Genomic DNA, 14,594 nt, shown 5'->3' with positions numbered 1-14,594 from the left:
TGAATTATGGGTATTTTTTCTCGTTTTGCCGACATCGTGAACGCCAACATCAATACGCTGCTGGATAAGGCAGAAGATCCGCAAAAACTGGTGCGGTTGATGATCCAAGAGATGGAAGACACGCTGGTCGAAGTCCGTTCTACCTCAGCGCGTGCGCTGGCGGAGAAAAAGCAGCTGTTACGCCGTATCGAGCAGGGTGAAAACCAACTGAGCGACTGGCAGGACAAAGCCGAACTGGCGCTGCGTAAAGATAAAGAAGATCTGGCCCGTGCGGCGCTGATCGAAAAACAAAAAGTGGCCGACCTGATCTCTACGCTGACTCATGAAGTCTCGACCGTAGAAGAAACCCTGGCCCGCATGAAAAGCGAAATCGGCGAGTTGGAAAACAAACTGACCGAAACACGCGCACGCCAACAAGCACTGACATTGCGTCATCAGGCGGCGTCGTCTTCCCGCGAAGTGCGTCGTCAGCTCGACAGCGGCAAACTCGATGAGGCAATGGCGCGTTTCGAGCAGTTCGAACGTCGCATTGACCACATGGAAGCCGAAGCGGAAAGCGTCAGCATCGGTAAAAAGAAGTCTCTGGATCAAGAGTTTGCCGAGCTTAAAGCCGACGATGCCATCAGCGAGCAGTTGGCGGCGCTGAAAGCGAAAATGAATCGTTCCGAGTAAGGCAATAAAGGTTTTGAAAATAAATCAGGAAAATCAATTTATTGATTTTCGGCTGATAACACAAAGGGGGAAAAACCACGCTTTTATCCCCCTTTGTCAATAACCTGGGCGGCCACGGTAGGGTGGCCGCCCACCAAAGACGCATTAAGAAGGAAAAGAAATGAGTGCTCTATTACTTGCCATTCCGTTGACAATCTTTGTGTTGTTTGTCGCACCGATTTGGCTTTGGCTGCATTACAGCAATCGGCAACAAAACGGCATTCAACTGAGCCATCAGGAAATGCAACGTCTGGCACAGCTGGCGGAAGATGCCAAGCGTATGCGTGAACGCATTCAGGCGCTGGAAGAGATCCTCGATGCAGAACACCCGAACTGGAGACAGTCTTGATGAACAACACTCTGGGCAGTAAAAAGCTTTATCGCGTACCTGAAGAAGGGATGGTGAAGGGCGTCTGCGCCGGTCTGGCCCATTATTTCGACGTGCCGGTACGCCTGATCCGGGTGATCGTGGTGTTATCGATGTTCTTCGGGCTGTTTTTCTTCACCCTGATTGCTTATTTCGCGCTGGTGTTCGTGTTGGATGAAGCGCCGGCCAGCCGTTTTGACGGCGAACAGCAAAAAACGCCGCGTCAGTTGCTCGACCAACTTGAATATCAACTGGGCAGCGGCGAACAACAGCTGCGACAGGTTGAGCGTTACGTCACGTCGGACACTTTCGGCGTACAGAGCCGTTTCCGCAAGCTTTAACCCGCCCCGCATGCTATGGCCTGCGCCGTGCGCAGGTCAGGCTTTGCACCCGTCATCATCCTTTATTGACCCGAACTGTGCCGGAGGGCATTGATAATGAACAAAACCTATGCCGCAAGCGCCGCTAAAACCGGTGGATTTAAACGAGGAGCAGGTGCAATGTTGAAGACAGTGTCTAAAGTCATCATCATAGCGTTACTGAATTACGGCCCGGCAGGGGCGGCCGGCTGGCTGCTGCGGACCGTGGGTCGCAAACCGATTCGCTTTGTACTGGCGCTGGTGCTGGAACCTCTGTTCCGCAAAGGCCTGAACAAGGTGTTTGGGCGTTATACCCGTCATACTTGAAGCTGCCTCTTTGTTGGCTGCGCTTGCCCGCCCTGGTCACATAGTGCGCTATGCTTCCAGGGCTTACAAACTGGCCGCCGCGATGCAACTCCAATTATTTAGGGCCTATGCCAAGGAGAACAATGAAACGACTGCAAAATGAGTTAACGTCGCTGGTCAACCGCGGAATGGATCGCCATCTGCGCCTGGCGGTGACCGGTCTGAGCCGTAGCGGCAAAACCGCCTTTATCACCGCTTTCGTCAACCAATTGCTGCACGTTCACAGCGGTGCGCGCATGCCGCTGTTCTCGCCGGTGCGTGAAGAGCGCCTGCTGGGCGTGAAGCGCATTCCGCAGCGCGATCTCGGCATTCAACGTTTTACCTATGATGAAGGGTTGGCGCAGCTGTATGGCACACCGCCGAGCTGGCCGACCCCGACGCGTGGCGTCAGCGAAATTCGCCTGGCGCTGCGTTACCGCTCCAACGATTCGCTGCTGCGTCATTTCAAAGACACGTCGACCCTGTACCTGGAAATCGTCGATTATCCCGGCGAGTGGTTGCTGGACCTGCCGATGCTGGAACAGGACTATCTGGCCTGGTCGCGGCAAATGGCCGGCCTGCTGCAGGGCGATCGCGCCGAGTGGGCCAAGCCTTGGCTGGCGCTGTGCAAAAGCTGCGATCCGCTGGCTCCGGCGGATGAAAACAAACTGGCGGCTATCGCTCAGGCTTACACCGACTATCTCCTGCGTTGCAAAAGTGAAGGGCTGCACTTTATTCAGCCGGGGCGCTTTGTCCTACCGGGGGATCTGGCCGGTGCGCCGGCGTTGCAGTTTTTCCCGTGGCCGAATGTGGATGCTCAGGGTGAGTCGAAGCTGGCGCAGGCGGATAAACACAGCAATATCGGCATGCTGCGTGCGCGTTTCAATTATTACTGCCAGTCGATCGTCAAAAACTTTTATAAAGAGCATTTTGTCCGTTTCGACCGCCAAATCGTGTTGGTGGACTGCTTGCAGCCGCTCAACAGTGGCCCGCAGGCGTTTAACGACATGCGCCTGGCGCTGACCCAGTTGATGCAGAGTTTCCACTATGGCAAGCGCACGCTGTTTCGCCGGTTGTTTTCGCCGACCATCGACAAGCTGATGTTCGCCGCCACCAAAGCCGACCATATTACCGCCGACCAGCACGCCAATCTGGTGTCGCTGCTGCAGCAGTTGGTGCAGGAAGCGTGGCAGAACGCCGCGTTTGAAGGCATCAGCATGGACTGTGTTGGGCTGGCCTCGGTACAGGCTACCGAGAGCGGTATCGTTGATCATCAGGGGCAGCGCATCCCGGCGTTAAAAGGCAATCGTCTGAACGACGGAGCGCCGCTGACGGTTTTCCCCGGCGAAGTGCCGGCGCGCCTGCCAGGGCCGGCGTTTTGGCAAAACCAGGGCTTCCATTTCGATGAGTTTCGTCCACGCGCCATGAGCGTGGACAGCCCGTTGCCACATATTCGCCTGGACGCGGTGATGGAGTTTCTACTGGGAGATAAATTGCGATGAGCGAGCCGATAAAACCGCGTATCGATTTTGAACAACCGCTGCAACCGCCGCAGGAGCCCGTGCTGCGTGCTAACGTCGCTTTCGACGAACAGCAGGCGGAAAGCTTTTTCCCGGCGGCGCCGGAGCTGCAGCAGGAAGACGAAGAGGGGCGCGCCGAAGGCATCGTCAATGCGGCCCTGAAACCCAAACGCAGCCTGTGGCGCAAAATGGTCACTGCCGGGCTGGCGCTGTTTGGCGTCAGCGTAGTGGCGCAGGGCGTACAGTGGGTACATACCGCCTGGGTGCAGCAGGATTGGATTGCCATGGGCGGTGGCGTAGCGGGTGGCTTGATCGTTTTTGCCGGGGTGGGGTCGGTGGTGACCGAATGGCGCCGGTTATACCGTCTGCGTCAGCGTGCCGAAGAGCGAGATGTGGCTCGAGAACTACTGCACAGCCACGGTTTGGGCAAAGGGCGGGAGTTCTGCGAGAAGTTGGCGCGTCAGGCCGGTCTGGATCAAGGGCATCCGGCGTTGCAGCGCTGGCAGGCCTCGCTGCATGAAACCCAAAACGACCGTGAAGTGGTGGCGCTGTACGCCAAACTGGTGCAGCCGGTGCTGGACAACCAGGCTCGGCGTGAAATCAGCCGTTCGGCCGCGGAATCCACGTTAATGATTGCCGTCAGTCCGCTGGCGCTGGTGGATATGGCGTTTATCGCCTGGCGCAATATTCGCCTTATCAACCGCATCGCGGCGCTGTATGGCATCGAACTGGGCTACTTTAGTCGTCTGCGGCTATTCCGCCTGGTGCTGTTGAACATTGCCTTTGCCGGTGCGTCCGAACTGGTGCGCGAAGTGGGGATGGACTGGATGTCGCAAGATCTGGCGGCTCGTTTGTCTGCCCGTGCAGCACAGGGGATCGGTGCCGGTTTGCTGACCGCGCGGCTAGGCATCAAGGCGATGGAGCTGTGCCGTCCACTGCCTTGGCTGGAAGGTGAGAAACCCAAACTGGGCGATTTCCGCAGCCAATTGGTCGGCCAACTGAAAGAAACCATGAAGAAAGGCGACAGCAAAGCCAAATAATCTCCTCACGGCGTCCATTTGGACGCCGTGCTTCCTTTCTGCCTCTGTCACGCCGTGCAAAGCCAATACGTAACCTTCACTTGACGAAAGACGATCCCCCTGCAAATACATTATATTTATCTGCAAATTTATTGGCGGTTGTGATAACTCTCTGCCGATCAGCTAAAATGACGCCGATGGTGTTATTCACTTGCGTTTAAAAACATCAACAACAGCGATAAATCAGAGTTCTGTCAACTTTTGCTGACAGATTGCTTCTACCGTTCGGGGTGAGAGAGTATCATCATTGCCAGTCATCCCCGCACCTGCAGAGATAAGGCCAATACTGATGCGTTTGGAAGTTTTTTGCGAAGACCGAATCGGTCTGACTCGAGAGTTACTCGATCTTTTGGTATTGCGCAGCATAGATTTACGTGGCATCGAAATCGATCCCATCGGCCGCATTTACCTCAATTTTTCCCAGCTGGATTTTGACACCTTCCGTGCCTTGATGGCAGAGATCCGCCGCATCGCCGGCGTGACCGACGTACGCACCGTGAATTTCATGCCGTCCGAGCGTGAGCACCGCGCCCTGCGGGCGTTGCTGGAGTCGATGCCGGAACCGGTCTTCTCGATAGATATGAAGGGCAAGGTCGAGCTGGCTAACCCGGCGGCTCAGGCGCTGTTCGGTTTCAGCGAAGACAAAATCCGCAACCAGACCGCCACTGCGTTGATTGGCGGTTATAACTTCAGCCGCTGGCTGGAGAGCGAACAGGCGACTCCGCAATCTGAGCGGGTGGTGATCCGCAGTCAGGATTTCCTGATGGATATCACCCCCATCTATCTGGAAGACGAAAACCAGCAGAAAGATACCGTCGGCGCGGTTGTGATGCTGAAGTCCACGGCGCGCATGGGCCGTCAGCTACAGAACTTGTCGGTGAACGACGATACCGAATTTGATCACATCGTCGCCGCCAGCCCGAAAATGCGCCAGGTGCTGGATCAGGCGCGCAAGCTGGCGATGTTGGATGCGCCACTGTTGATTGTCGGGGATACCGGTACCGGTAAAGATATCCTGGCCCGGGCCTGTCACCTGCGCAGTCCGCGCGGCAAGCAGCCGTTCCTGGCGCTAAACTGTGCCGCTTTGCCGGACGACGTAGCGGAAAGCGAGCTGTTCGGCCATGCGCCGGGCGCTTACCCCAATGCGCTGGAAGGCAAGAAGGGCTTCTTCGAGCAGGCACACGGCGGTTCGGTATTGCTCGATGAAATCGGTGAAATGTCGCCGCGCATGCAGACCAAACTGCTGCGCTTTATTAACGACGGCACTTTCCGCCGGGTTGGCGAAGAACACGAAGTGCATGTTGATGTACGCGTGATCTGCGCGACGCAGAAAAATCTGACCGAACTGGTGCAACGCGGTGAGTTCCGTGAGGACTTGTATTATCGCCTTAACGTACTCACCATTACCCTTCCGCCGCTGCGTGAGCGTCCGCAGGACATCATGCCGCTGACCGAACTGTTCGTGGCGCGCTTTGCCGATGAGCAGGGCGTTGCGCGGCCGAAATTGTCCAACGATCTGGGTAGCTTCCTCAGCAAATACGGCTGGCCGGGCAACGTGCGGCAGTTGAAGAACGCCATCTATCGCGCGCTGACGCAAACGGAAGGTTTCGAACTTCGTCCGCAAGATATCGTTCTGCCGGAATTTGAAGTTGAAATGTCATTGGGCGATGAAGTGTTGGACGGCTCGCTTGACGACATCAGCAAGCGTTTTGAACGCTCGGTGTTGACGCGGTTGTACCGCACTTATCCAAGCACGCGAAAGCTGGCGAAACGCCTGGGGGTTTCACATACCGCGATCGCCAACAAGCTGCGCGAGTATGGTCTTAGCAGCCGAAAGCCGGCTGGGGAAAGCGAAGAGTAAAAAGAATGGGCGCCTAAGGCGCCCATTTTAATACTTGGCTATCAGAGCCCGGCATTCGCGGGCCTTATGAATGACATTACTTCAAGGCAGCCAGCGCCGCGTCATAGTCTGGTTCGTTGGTGATTTCATTCACCAGCTCGCTGTACAACACGTTATCCTGGCCATCCAGCACCACGACCGCACGTGCAGTCAGACCGGCCAGTGGGCCCTCGGCGATTTCAACGCCGTAGGCTTGTTTGAATTCTGCACCGCGCAGAGTGGACAGGGTCACCACGTTGCTCAGGCCTTCCGCGCCACAGAAACGTGACTGTGCGAACGGCAGGTCGGATGAAATGCACAACACGACGGTGTTATCCAGGCCGCTGGCCAACTGGTTGAATTTACGCACTGAAGTCGCACAAACGCCGGTATCGATGCTTGGGAAAATGTTCAGAACTTTGCGTTGACCCGCGAAGCTGCTCAGCGCCACATCTGACAGGTCTTTGGCAACCAGAGAGAAGGCTTTGGCTTGTTCGCCGGACTGTGGCAGATGGCCTGCAACGCTAACCGGGTTGCCTTGAAAATGTACTGTCTGAGTCATTAGCTTGATTCCTTTTACAGGTGTTTATACAAAGGGCATGAGCCTAATGAAAAGGGACTTTACGCCGCGCTTAACATTAGGTTCACACCCTGGCATCAGTTTATGTCAACAATTGCGGGTTGGATATATAAAGTTTGCTAAATAGTTGTATATATTAGGTTGTGTCCAGAATTTATCCTTCTGGTCGCCCTTGTTTATGCGCAATTTTCGCCTCAGGAGCCGTTATGAGAAGCATGCGTTTTTACCCAGAAGCCTGGCCGCTGCATACTGCCTTTGTGATAGCTCGCGGTAGCCGTACCGAAGCCAAAGTCGTGGTTGTCGAAATTGAACAGCAGGGCGTGCGTGCCAGCGGCGAATGTACGCCATATGCGCGTTACGGCGAAAGTGAAGCCTCGGTGATGGCGCAGCTGGCTGAAGTGGTAACGGCTGTGGAACAGGGCGTGACGCGGGAGCAACTGCAGCGGCTAATGCCGGCAGGTGCAGCGCGTAATGCGGTGGATTCTGCACTGTGGGATCTGGAATGTCGCCTGAACGGCCAGAGCCTGTGGCAACGCAGCGCAGTCGTAGAGCCGGAACGCATTGTGATGGCGCAAACCGTCAGCATCGGCTCGCCGGAGGCGATGGCGTTCGCCGCGCGTGAGCTTGAGCAACAAGGGGCCCGGCTGTTGAAAATCAAGCTGGATAACCACCTGATCAGTGAACGACTGGTGGCGATCCGTGCGGCAGTGCCGACGGCCACCTTGATCGTCGACGCCAATGAGTCCTGGCAGGCGGAGGGGTTGGCGGCACGTTGTCAGCTGTTGGCGGATCTGGACGTGGCGATGCTGGAGCAACCGCTGCCGGCGAAGGACGACAGCGCGCTGGAAAACTTTATCCACCCGTTACCGATTTGCGCCGATGAGAGCTGCCACACGCGTAGCGATCTACCGCGGTTGGCCGGTCGCTATCAGATGGTCAATATCAAGCTGGACAAGACCGGCGGTCTGACGGAAGGGTTGGCGTTGGCGGCATTGGCGCGAGAGCAAGGGTTCGCCATCATGCTGGGCTGCATGCTCTGCACTTCTCGAGCGATCGGCGCGGCGTTACCCTTGGCTCCGGGGGCGCGATTCGTCGATTTGGACGGGCCAACCTGGCTGGCGAAGGACGTTGAACCGGGTCTGGATTTCGAATGTGGGGCGATCAACCTCGCCCCGTAACCGACTCAGTCCGGGTAGGTCAGTAATTCCACCATGGCGTCGAGGTAGCTTTCGCTGGCGGCATCGGCAGAGATTGGTGGGAACTCTGCGGTGATGCAGGGCAGCGACAGATCGGCGCACCAACTGCCGAACGATCCCGGCGTCTCGTAACCGACGCTGGTGACCAGCGGCAGGGCAAATTTGTGCGAAAGCCAGACGCCAAGCTGAGAGCTGGCAGGATCTTCGATGCAGGCCAAGGGTTCATGGAAGGAGACTACCCAGCGAGGTTTCAGCCGATGGATCAGGTGGCACAGCGCCTGGGTCTCCGGCTCGGAACCCGGACGACCACCGGTCGAAAGCTTAACGTCCCGAGCCTCCGCCGCGCTGTTCCAGCGATAAACCGTGTCGCCAGAGCGCCAGTTGGCCGCCGGGAAATTGCGATTCAGGTCGACCCCGTTGGCATTGGCGCGCAGCCCGAGTTGGCAGCCATCCGGGTTGACGGCCAGCACCACATGGTGACGCAACTGATTGGGGGCGATGCTGCGCAGCGCACAGGACAGCGTGACAATAGCGGCACCTTCGTCGCCGTGCGTACCGGCGATGATCAGCCCGGTATCCGGGCTACTGATGGCCGCCGGGAAATAGAGCAGCGGTGCGCCCAGCAGCGAACTGCCGTAATTCTCTCCTGCAACGGCCAATTGGCCACGTTCACTGCGCGGTCGATGCTGGATCATGATGCGTTCCCTGATTTAAAGGTCGAGAGTGATTATCATTTTATTCAGTGTATTACGCTTTAGCTGCACTTTCCCAGAGCTATTGTTCAGCTATCGCGCGTTATGTGAACTGTGCGTTAGCGCAGGTAACAATAAAACCCCGCCGGTCAATTCGCTGTTGTTATACTATCGGCAAAGCTAACCCAATAACCAAACAGGGGATTTAACATGCCAGTAGCCAGAATTATTGCCAGCTATAGCGAAAATGAAAAAGATACCATCACGCTGCTGTGCGGCGTGGACGAGGAAAACCAAATCCGCCAGGGTGAATGGTTCGGCGTGGTGAAAAACGACGACGGGCGCGGCGATGAGTCCAACTATCCGTTTACCCTGCACGTCGACTATCAAAAAAACAGCTTCTATCTGGACTATGGCTATGACGATGCCGAGTCACGTCAGATGCAAAAGACCGATATCCATGCCAAGCCGCTGGTGGAGAAAGGCTTCTTCACTATCTTCGATGAAGAAGAGGGCGAAGAATTCAGCTACCGTATCAACAGCATCCATCTTTACGAATAATCCTCGTCGAGATCAAAATGCCCGTGTCGACTTCGTCGTACGGGCATTTTTTATTGCCTGGCCCCCAGTTTTTACATCTTGTCCGCCTGGAACTCTAGGTGAGACTAATCTTGTGCTATAAGATAAAAAATTCAGATGGTTAACGGGGATGAATCAGAATGACGAGAAAAATAATTCAACAGGGTTTTCGTTTGGCGCTGTGTGCGGTAGCGATCGGCGCAGGATTGAGCAGCGCAATGGCGGCGCAGGTTCCCCCGGGTACCACTCTGGCGGAAAAGCAGGAAATTGTTCGCCATATCAAAGATGAGCCTGCTTCGCTCGATCCCATCAAGGCGGTCGGGCTGCCGGAAGCACAATTGGCGCGTGATCTGTTTGAAGGTTTGGTGAATCAGGATGCCAACGGCAAAGTGATCCCTGGCGTTGCCACCCGTTGGCAAACCACGGATAACCAAACCTATATTTTCACACTGCGTAAGGACGCACGCTGGTCTAACGGTGACCCTGTCACGGCAAAAGACTTTGTCTATAGCTGGCAACGCCTGGTCGAACCAAAAAGTCTGTCTCCCTTTGCCTGGTTTGCCCAGCTGGCAGGTATCCAGAATGCCGATGAGATCATTACCGGTAAATTGCCAGCGGACAAGCTGGGCGTAACGGCGCTGGATGATTACACCTTAAAAGTACAGTTGAATAAGCCGGTACCCTATTTTGTCAGCCTGACGGCCAACTTCAGCCTGTTCCCGGCGAATAAAGCGGTGGTGGAGAAATTTGGCAATGACTGGACCAAAGTCGGCAATCTGGTGGGCAACGGTGCGTATAAGCTACAGGAGCGTGTGGTCAACGAGAAACTGGTGCTGGCGCCCAACGAACACTATTGGGATCACGCGCATACCGTTTTGACCAAGGTGACCTTTGTACCAATCAACCAGGAATCTAACGCCACTAAACGCTACCTGGCCGGCGATATCGATATCACCGAATCCTTCCCTAAAAACATGTACCAAAAACTGCTGAAAGACATTCCGGATCAGGTGTATACCCCGGACCAACTCGGCACCTATTATTATGCTTTCAACACCCAACGGGCGCCGACCAACGATGTGCGGGTGCGCAAGGCGCTGTCTTACGCGATCGATCGCAAAATTATCGCCGAAAAAGTGTTAGGCACCGGTGAGAAACCGGCTTATCACTTTACGCCGGATGTGACCGCAGGGTTTAAACCGGAAGTGAGTCTGTTGCAACAGCAGCCGCAGGCCGAACTGGATGCCCAGGCCAAGGCGCTGATGCAGGCGGCCGGCTATGGCCCTAATAACCCTTTGAAGCTGACGCTGTTGTATAACACTTCAGAAAGCCATCAGAAAATAGCCATCGCCGTGGCCTCAATGTGGAAGAAAACCCTTGGGATCGATGTTAAGTTGCAGAATCAGGAATGGAAAACTTATATCGACAGCCGCAACACCGGCAATTTCGACGTGGTGCGCGCTTCCTGGGTGGGCGATTACAATGAAGCCTCGACCTTCCTGTCGTTGTTGAGCTCCACCCACAGCGGCAATATCGCCAAATTCAAGAGTGCGGATTACGACAAGCTGTTGGCGCAGGCCAGCCGTGAAACCAGCGCCGCGGCCCTGACGGCGGATTACAACAAACTGGAGCAGATCATCGCGGAACAGGCGCCGATCGCGCCGATTTACCAATACACCAATGGCCGTCTGATCAAGCCTTGGGTAAAAGGTTACCCGATCACCAATCCGGAAGACGTGGCCTACAGCCAGACGATGTATATTATCAAGCATTAATAACTGCATTTAACCAGGCTCCGTTAATTCGGGGCCTGGTTATCAATATTTGTCGAATAATAAAATAAACCCCAATAGCTTATTTCAGCCAGGGCGATGCTGTCCGTTGAAATAACCGGAGAGCCCTTTATATTCGGCAATGAATAGTGGGTAAAACAGGTCGTTATTTATGCTTTATAAGCTGTCCCGCATGGCATCAACCAGGATGCGGCCGCTCATGTCCGTTTGGGTAATGCGATAGCTGGTTGGGTAAGAACGCCGGGTGCTGAGATGATCGTGCACCGATACCTTGCCAACCTGCGCACCGCTGGCATTCTTAACGATAAACTCGCTGATCTCTTCCTGGCCCTGATTTTGAAAATTAACGCTGCGGATTTTCTCCAGCGTATCGCTGTCGTTTAATTTTAAATGGTCGCGTAACATAACTACCTCCTCGTAGTGAGGGAAGTATATGCCTCTCAAATTTGAGCTGGAACAGCTTTTTGTTAATTTTTTATTGTCATTATGAATTAAGATTGCTGTGAATATGTTAAGTCATAATAATGGCGCGATAGCCAGCGCTTTATTCCACGATATCCGCATTTATCGGTCGGGTTTTATTTCATCTCCGTTATTATTAGTCTGCATTTTTGTTAAATAATACCTGACGCCCAATGGGTGAGGGAAATACGCAGGACACGTCATGTGTACAGTCGGGAACGATCGCTAAATCACGTTTGGCGCGCGGGGCAATAAAACGTCGATCGTAAGCCGCATAGGCGATGCCGCGTTGTAGACGATCGGGGCCTTGCGCCTGTGCCGCACAAGATTTGTCGAGTATTTTGTAGAAGCTGCCTGGCGCGTCGCCGCTGTCCTTTGCGCCAACCATATAGGTGATATTCGCCGTGGCATAGCGTTGGCGTACTGATTCAGTCTGTTGGTCGAGGTAGCTCGGAATAGCCTCAATGCCGTATTTCCAACGATTGACGCTCGGGCAGGCGTCACTGTTAACCTCAACCCAATCGAAGGTGCAGCCCCCTGTTGAATCACAATCTCGCCAATCGACAGGGCGCTCGTTGTTTACCGGCAGCGGTCGGTGACTGTCAAAATAGAGCCAGCTGCCGGGGTCGGATATCACAAAGCGCAGTTTTACGCCGGGCGGCGGATTGGCGAAACCGACATAGTGCTGTACAAACTGTGCGCCGGCGGAAAACCCTGCAACGGTGACCCAGCGTATCTGCGGCCATTTTACTTTCAATTCGGCAACCAGGCGATCAAGCGCGGCAAACGAGCTGGTTCTTCCCTGGTTGTCCAAACCGCCTTCGATCCAGGAACTGCAACTCCACAGCGCGTCCCCGGCCTGCGCTTGTGGAACGCCGGGAGAATGGCAGCGTGTGGACTGAGCATTACTGACCGGGAACAGCGGGGCGACCAACAGCGCCTGGCCGGTTTTGCCTGCAAGTTGAGCCGCTTTTACCGCGGCGGCCAGGGTTTTCCCCGCATCTCTGGGATGTCCGTGCAGCACGATTAACGCGCTATCTGGCGTGATTATCTGGGGTTGCGCGACAAAGTAGGGCAAATTTCCTGCTGTTGGTCCCAGTTTCACCCGGTATGCGTCGGCAAGGGTGTCGAGTGTGCTATCTGCGGCAAACAGTGGATGAAACGGGGTTGCGATAACCGCCGCTACTGAGGCCAATACCAATGTTCGAGTGGGGGTCATTAAGCACCAGCTTTAGGGTTTGCGCATTATTCCTCCATGTTAGCCTATAAGGCCATTTCGAGCGTAGCATTCGCACGGCTTCATCTTTGATCCGCCTGGCATTAACGCTAGACTCTGAGGTAACTGAAAAGCAAAGAGGATGAGGAATGGAAGTCATTGAGGGGCGCGAGTTACAGGTTCCTGACGCAGTCTATGCCTACCAACTCGATGGTAAGGGCGGTGTAACATCGATTGATTACGATGATAAAGTCACCTGCGATGAGCCGTGCTGGCTGCATCTCGATTATGCGCACCCAGCCAGCGCCGAGTGGCTGGCTACCACACCGCTTTTGCCGGATGCGGTAAGAGAGGCTTTATCCGGCGAAAGTTCCCGGCCGCGCGTCAGCAAGGTGGGCGAAGGCACCATGATCACGCTGCGCAGCATCAACTTTAACGCCAACTCGCGGCCGGATCAGCTGGTCACTATCCGCGTTTACATGACCGATAAACTCATCGTTTCTACCCGCCATCGCAAGGTCTATTCCATTGACCAGGTGGTGAACGATCTGCAAAGCGGCAGTGGGCCAACCAACAGCGGTAACTGGCTGGTGGAGATATCGGACGCGCTGACCGACCACGCCAGCGAGTTTATCGAAGATCTGCACGATAAAATCATCGATCTGGAAGATTCGTTACTGGAGCAGCAGGTCCCCGAACGGGGGCAATTGGCGCTGATCCGCAAGCAGTTGATTGTGCTGCGTCGTTATATGGCACCGCAACGCGACGTGTTCTCGCGTTTAGCCAGCGATCGTTTGCCCTGGATGAATGACGACGATCGTCGCCGCATGCAGGATATTGCCGATCGGCTGGGGCGCGGGCTGGATGACCTGGACGGTAGCATTGCACGTACCGCGATCCTTTCTGACGAAATCACCACGGTAATGGCCGATGCCATGAACCGCCGCACCTACACCATGTCGCTCCTGGCGATGGTGTTTTTGCCTACGACCTTTTTGACTGGTTTGTTCGGCGTCAACCTGGGCGGGATCCCTGGGGGCGGTAATCCATTCGGCTTTGCGGCATTTTGCCTGATGCTGGCCGGATTGGTGTTCGGCGTGGGCTGGTGGCTGAAGCGACGGCGTTGGTTGTAGCCAAAAAGAGGTAAAACCCCGGTTAACATTGAGCGATATCAACTTTTGTCGGGGGGAAATGAGGCATGATCTATCTCGCAGGTGAATGCAACGTCAAGCGATGGGCGTTGCGCTCCATAATTGTCTTACTTTCTTATATTTAGAATTACTGCATAGCACATTGATTCATACGATGCCGGTTTAATCACCGGCATTTTTTTGTCCGCAATTTGCCCTCAGGCCGCACTCTCATCCCAGAAACTGGCTTCAATCTTGTGCCCGTCCAGGTCACGTACAAAGCAGCCGTAATAGGCTTCACCATAGTGCGGCCGTGAACCGGGGGCACCTTCATCCGTCGCTCCGGCCAGCAGCGCCTGCCGGTAAAAATCATCAACCTGCTGCTTGCTGGTGGCGAAAAAACCCACATGAATGCCGTTGCCGGTGGTGGCCGGTTTGCCGTCGATCGGCAGCTGCAACCAAAACTCCGGATAATCGCGACCGTAGCCTATGGCCCCTGGGTGTTCCAAAACCCGGCGGCAACCTAAGGCGGCGAGGGTGCGATCGTAAAAATCAGCTGCGGCGTCAAAATTATTGCTGCCGAGAGAAACGTGAGACAAGCAGGGGGTGATGTTCATCGGTAATCTCCTGGTGACTGTATAAAAACACAGTATAGAATAAAAACCGCACTGTCTGGTGAATTCTGC

The 14,594-nt window shown here is 55.0% G+C and carries 16 protein-coding genes; 11 read left to right on the top strand and 5 right to left on the bottom strand.

The genetic code is table 11. From position 1 onward, the window contains the following. Positions 1-6 precede the first annotated feature (6 nt). The 7 genes from pspA (at position 7) to tyrR (ending at position 6,242) form a co-directional block, all read left to right on the top strand. Complete coding sequence (gene pspA / locus H0S68_RS12970; protein WP_020827099.1) at positions 7-672, top strand: phage shock protein PspA; 666 nt, start codon at positions 7-9, stop codon at positions 670-672. A gap of 160 nt (positions 673-832) precedes the next feature. After that, the gene (gene pspB / locus H0S68_RS12965; RefSeq protein ID WP_012145351.1) at positions 833-1,060 is read left to right on the top strand and encodes an envelope stress response membrane protein PspB; all 228 of its coding nucleotides are present in this window, start codon (positions 833-835) and stop codon (positions 1,058-1,060) included. Further along, positions 1,060-1,419: an envelope stress response membrane protein PspC gene (gene pspC, locus H0S68_RS12960; RefSeq protein WP_020827098.1), complete on the top strand. Its 360-nt coding sequence runs from the start codon at positions 1,060-1,062 to the stop codon at positions 1,417-1,419. Before pspB ends, pspC begins: the two co-directional genes overlap by 1 nt. A gap of 96 nt (positions 1,420-1,515) precedes the next feature. Next, positions 1,516-1,764 (top strand): phage shock protein PspD, encoded by a 249-nt coding sequence (gene pspD, locus H0S68_RS12955; protein WP_048758703.1) that lies wholly within the window; start codon positions 1,516-1,518, stop codon positions 1,762-1,764. A 122-nt stretch (positions 1,765-1,886) separates the two neighbouring features. Beyond that, positions 1,887-3,284 carry a YcjX family protein gene (locus tag H0S68_RS12950; RefSeq protein WP_020827096.1) on the top strand — a complete coding sequence of 466 codons (1,398 nt, stop codon included), beginning with the start codon at positions 1,887-1,889 and terminating at the stop codon, positions 3,282-3,284. Then, positions 3,281-4,342, top strand: coding sequence for a YcjF family protein (locus tag H0S68_RS12945; RefSeq protein ID WP_115058718.1), 1,062 nt, complete (start codon positions 3,281-3,283; stop codon positions 4,340-4,342). Before H0S68_RS12950 ends, H0S68_RS12945 begins: the two co-directional genes overlap by 4 nt. Positions 4,343-4,670: 328 nt before the next feature. Continuing rightward, a complete protein-coding gene (tyrR, locus tag H0S68_RS12940; protein ID WP_020827094.1) occupies positions 4,671-6,242 on the top strand; it encodes a transcriptional regulator TyrR in 1,572 nt (523 codons plus the stop codon). 76 nt (positions 6,243-6,318) lie between these two features. Here the strand turns inward: tyrR and tpx are convergent, their stop codons facing one another. Further along, positions 6,319-6,822 (bottom strand): thiol peroxidase, encoded by a 504-nt coding sequence (gene tpx / locus H0S68_RS12935; protein ID WP_020827093.1) that lies wholly within the window; start codon positions 6,820-6,822, stop codon positions 6,319-6,321. A gap of 224 nt (positions 6,823-7,046) precedes the next feature. Between tpx and ycjG the strand changes: the two genes are divergently transcribed. Further along, positions 7,047-8,018 (top strand): L-Ala-D/L-Glu epimerase, encoded by a 972-nt coding sequence (gene ycjG / locus H0S68_RS12930; protein WP_262244107.1) that lies wholly within the window; start codon positions 7,047-7,049, stop codon positions 8,016-8,018. A gap of 5 nt (positions 8,019-8,023) precedes the next feature. Here ycjG and mpaA read toward each other — a convergent pair whose 3' ends face one another. Continuing rightward, the gene (gene mpaA / locus H0S68_RS12925; protein WP_020827091.1) at positions 8,024-8,731 is read right to left on the bottom strand and encodes a murein tripeptide amidase MpaA; all 708 of its coding nucleotides are present in this window, start codon (positions 8,729-8,731) and stop codon (positions 8,024-8,026) included. A gap of 207 nt (positions 8,732-8,938) precedes the next feature. On the opposite strand from mpaA, the gene H0S68_RS12920 reads away from it, so the two are divergent. Together H0S68_RS12920 and H0S68_RS12915 are read left to right on the top strand one after the other, a co-directional pair. After that, on the top strand, positions 8,939-9,289 hold the full coding sequence (locus H0S68_RS12920; protein WP_020827090.1) for a hypothetical protein: 351 nt from the start codon (positions 8,939-8,941) through the stop codon (positions 9,287-9,289). A gap of 158 nt (positions 9,290-9,447) precedes the next feature. Continuing rightward, on the top strand, positions 9,448-11,082 hold the full coding sequence (locus H0S68_RS12915) for an ABC transporter substrate-binding protein (protein WP_410528752.1): 1,635 nt from the start codon (positions 9,448-9,450) through the stop codon (positions 11,080-11,082). 174 nt (positions 11,083-11,256) lie between these two features. Here the strand turns inward: H0S68_RS12915 and H0S68_RS12910 are convergent, their stop codons facing one another. Together H0S68_RS12910 and H0S68_RS12905 are read right to left on the bottom strand one after the other, a co-directional pair. Continuing rightward, positions 11,257-11,505: a hypothetical protein gene (locus H0S68_RS12910; RefSeq protein WP_020827088.1), complete on the bottom strand. Its 249-nt coding sequence runs from the start codon at positions 11,503-11,505 to the stop codon at positions 11,257-11,259. A 193-nt stretch (positions 11,506-11,698) separates the two neighbouring features. Continuing rightward, on the bottom strand, positions 11,699-12,781 hold the full coding sequence (locus H0S68_RS12905; protein WP_187961378.1) for a hypothetical protein: 1,083 nt from the start codon (positions 12,779-12,781) through the stop codon (positions 11,699-11,701). A gap of 146 nt (positions 12,782-12,927) precedes the next feature. On the opposite strand from H0S68_RS12905, the gene zntB reads away from it, so the two are divergent. Then, positions 12,928-13,911: a zinc transporter ZntB gene (zntB, locus tag H0S68_RS12900; RefSeq protein WP_020827086.1), complete on the top strand. Its 984-nt coding sequence runs from the start codon at positions 12,928-12,930 to the stop codon at positions 13,909-13,911. A gap of 215 nt (positions 13,912-14,126) precedes the next feature. Here zntB and H0S68_RS12895 read toward each other — a convergent pair whose 3' ends face one another. Next, positions 14,127-14,525 carry a VOC family protein gene (locus H0S68_RS12895; RefSeq protein WP_020827085.1) on the bottom strand — a complete coding sequence of 133 codons (399 nt, stop codon included), beginning with the start codon at positions 14,523-14,525 and terminating at the stop codon, positions 14,127-14,129. Between the last annotated feature and the right edge of the window lie 69 nt (positions 14,526-14,594).

The sequence above is a fragment of the Serratia sp. AXJ-M genome, assembly GCF_046531865.1.
In the GTDB taxonomy this organism is placed as follows: domain Bacteria; phylum Pseudomonadota; class Gammaproteobacteria; order Enterobacterales; family Enterobacteriaceae; genus Serratia; species Serratia liquefaciens.
The sequence above is the reverse complement of the archived record's forward strand: the minus strand, read 5'-3'. Positions and strand labels throughout refer to the sequence as shown.

Bases quoted from the DNA above. Each gene is read 5' to 3' on its own strand.
- H0S68_RS12910 (WP_020827088.1), bottom strand. From the start codon at position 11,505: ATGTTACGCGACCATTTAAAATTAAACGACAGCGATACGCTGGAGAAA.
- pspC (WP_020827098.1), top strand. From the start codon at position 1,060: ATGAACAACACTCTGGGCAGTAAAAAGCTTTATCGCGTACCTGAAGAA.
- H0S68_RS12895 (WP_020827085.1), bottom strand. From the start codon at position 14,525: ATGAACATCACCCCCTGCTTGTCTCACGTTTCTCTCGGCAGCAATAAT.
- H0S68_RS12945 (WP_115058718.1), top strand. From the start codon at position 3,281: ATGAGCGAGCCGATAAAACCGCGTATCGATTTTGAACAACCGCTGCAA.
- ycjG (WP_262244107.1), top strand. From the start codon at position 7,047: ATGAGAAGCATGCGTTTTTACCCAGAAGCCTGGCCGCTGCATACTGCC.
- H0S68_RS12905 (WP_187961378.1), bottom strand. From the start codon at position 12,781: ATGACCCCCACTCGAACATTGGTATTGGCCTCAGTAGCGGCGGTTATC.
- tyrR (WP_020827094.1), top strand. From the start codon at position 4,671: ATGCGTTTGGAAGTTTTTTGCGAAGACCGAATCGGTCTGACTCGAGAG.
- H0S68_RS12920 (WP_020827090.1), top strand. From the start codon at position 8,939: ATGCCAGTAGCCAGAATTATTGCCAGCTATAGCGAAAATGAAAAAGAT.
- H0S68_RS12950 (WP_020827096.1), top strand. From the start codon at position 1,887: ATGAAACGACTGCAAAATGAGTTAACGTCGCTGGTCAACCGCGGAATG.
- H0S68_RS12915 (WP_410528752.1), top strand. From the start codon at position 9,448: ATGACGAGAAAAATAATTCAACAGGGTTTTCGTTTGGCGCTGTGTGCG.
- pspA (WP_020827099.1), top strand. From the start codon at position 7: ATGGGTATTTTTTCTCGTTTTGCCGACATCGTGAACGCCAACATCAAT.
- pspD (WP_048758703.1), top strand. From the start codon at position 1,516: ATGAACAAAACCTATGCCGCAAGCGCCGCTAAAACCGGTGGATTTAAA.
- pspB (WP_012145351.1), top strand. From the start codon at position 833: ATGAGTGCTCTATTACTTGCCATTCCGTTGACAATCTTTGTGTTGTTT.
- mpaA (WP_020827091.1), bottom strand. From the start codon at position 8,731: ATGATCCAGCATCGACCGCGCAGTGAACGTGGCCAATTGGCCGTTGCA.
- zntB (WP_020827086.1), top strand. From the start codon at position 12,928: ATGGAAGTCATTGAGGGGCGCGAGTTACAGGTTCCTGACGCAGTCTAT.
- tpx (WP_020827093.1), bottom strand. From the start codon at position 6,822: ATGACTCAGACAGTACATTTTCAAGGCAACCCGGTTAGCGTTGCAGGC.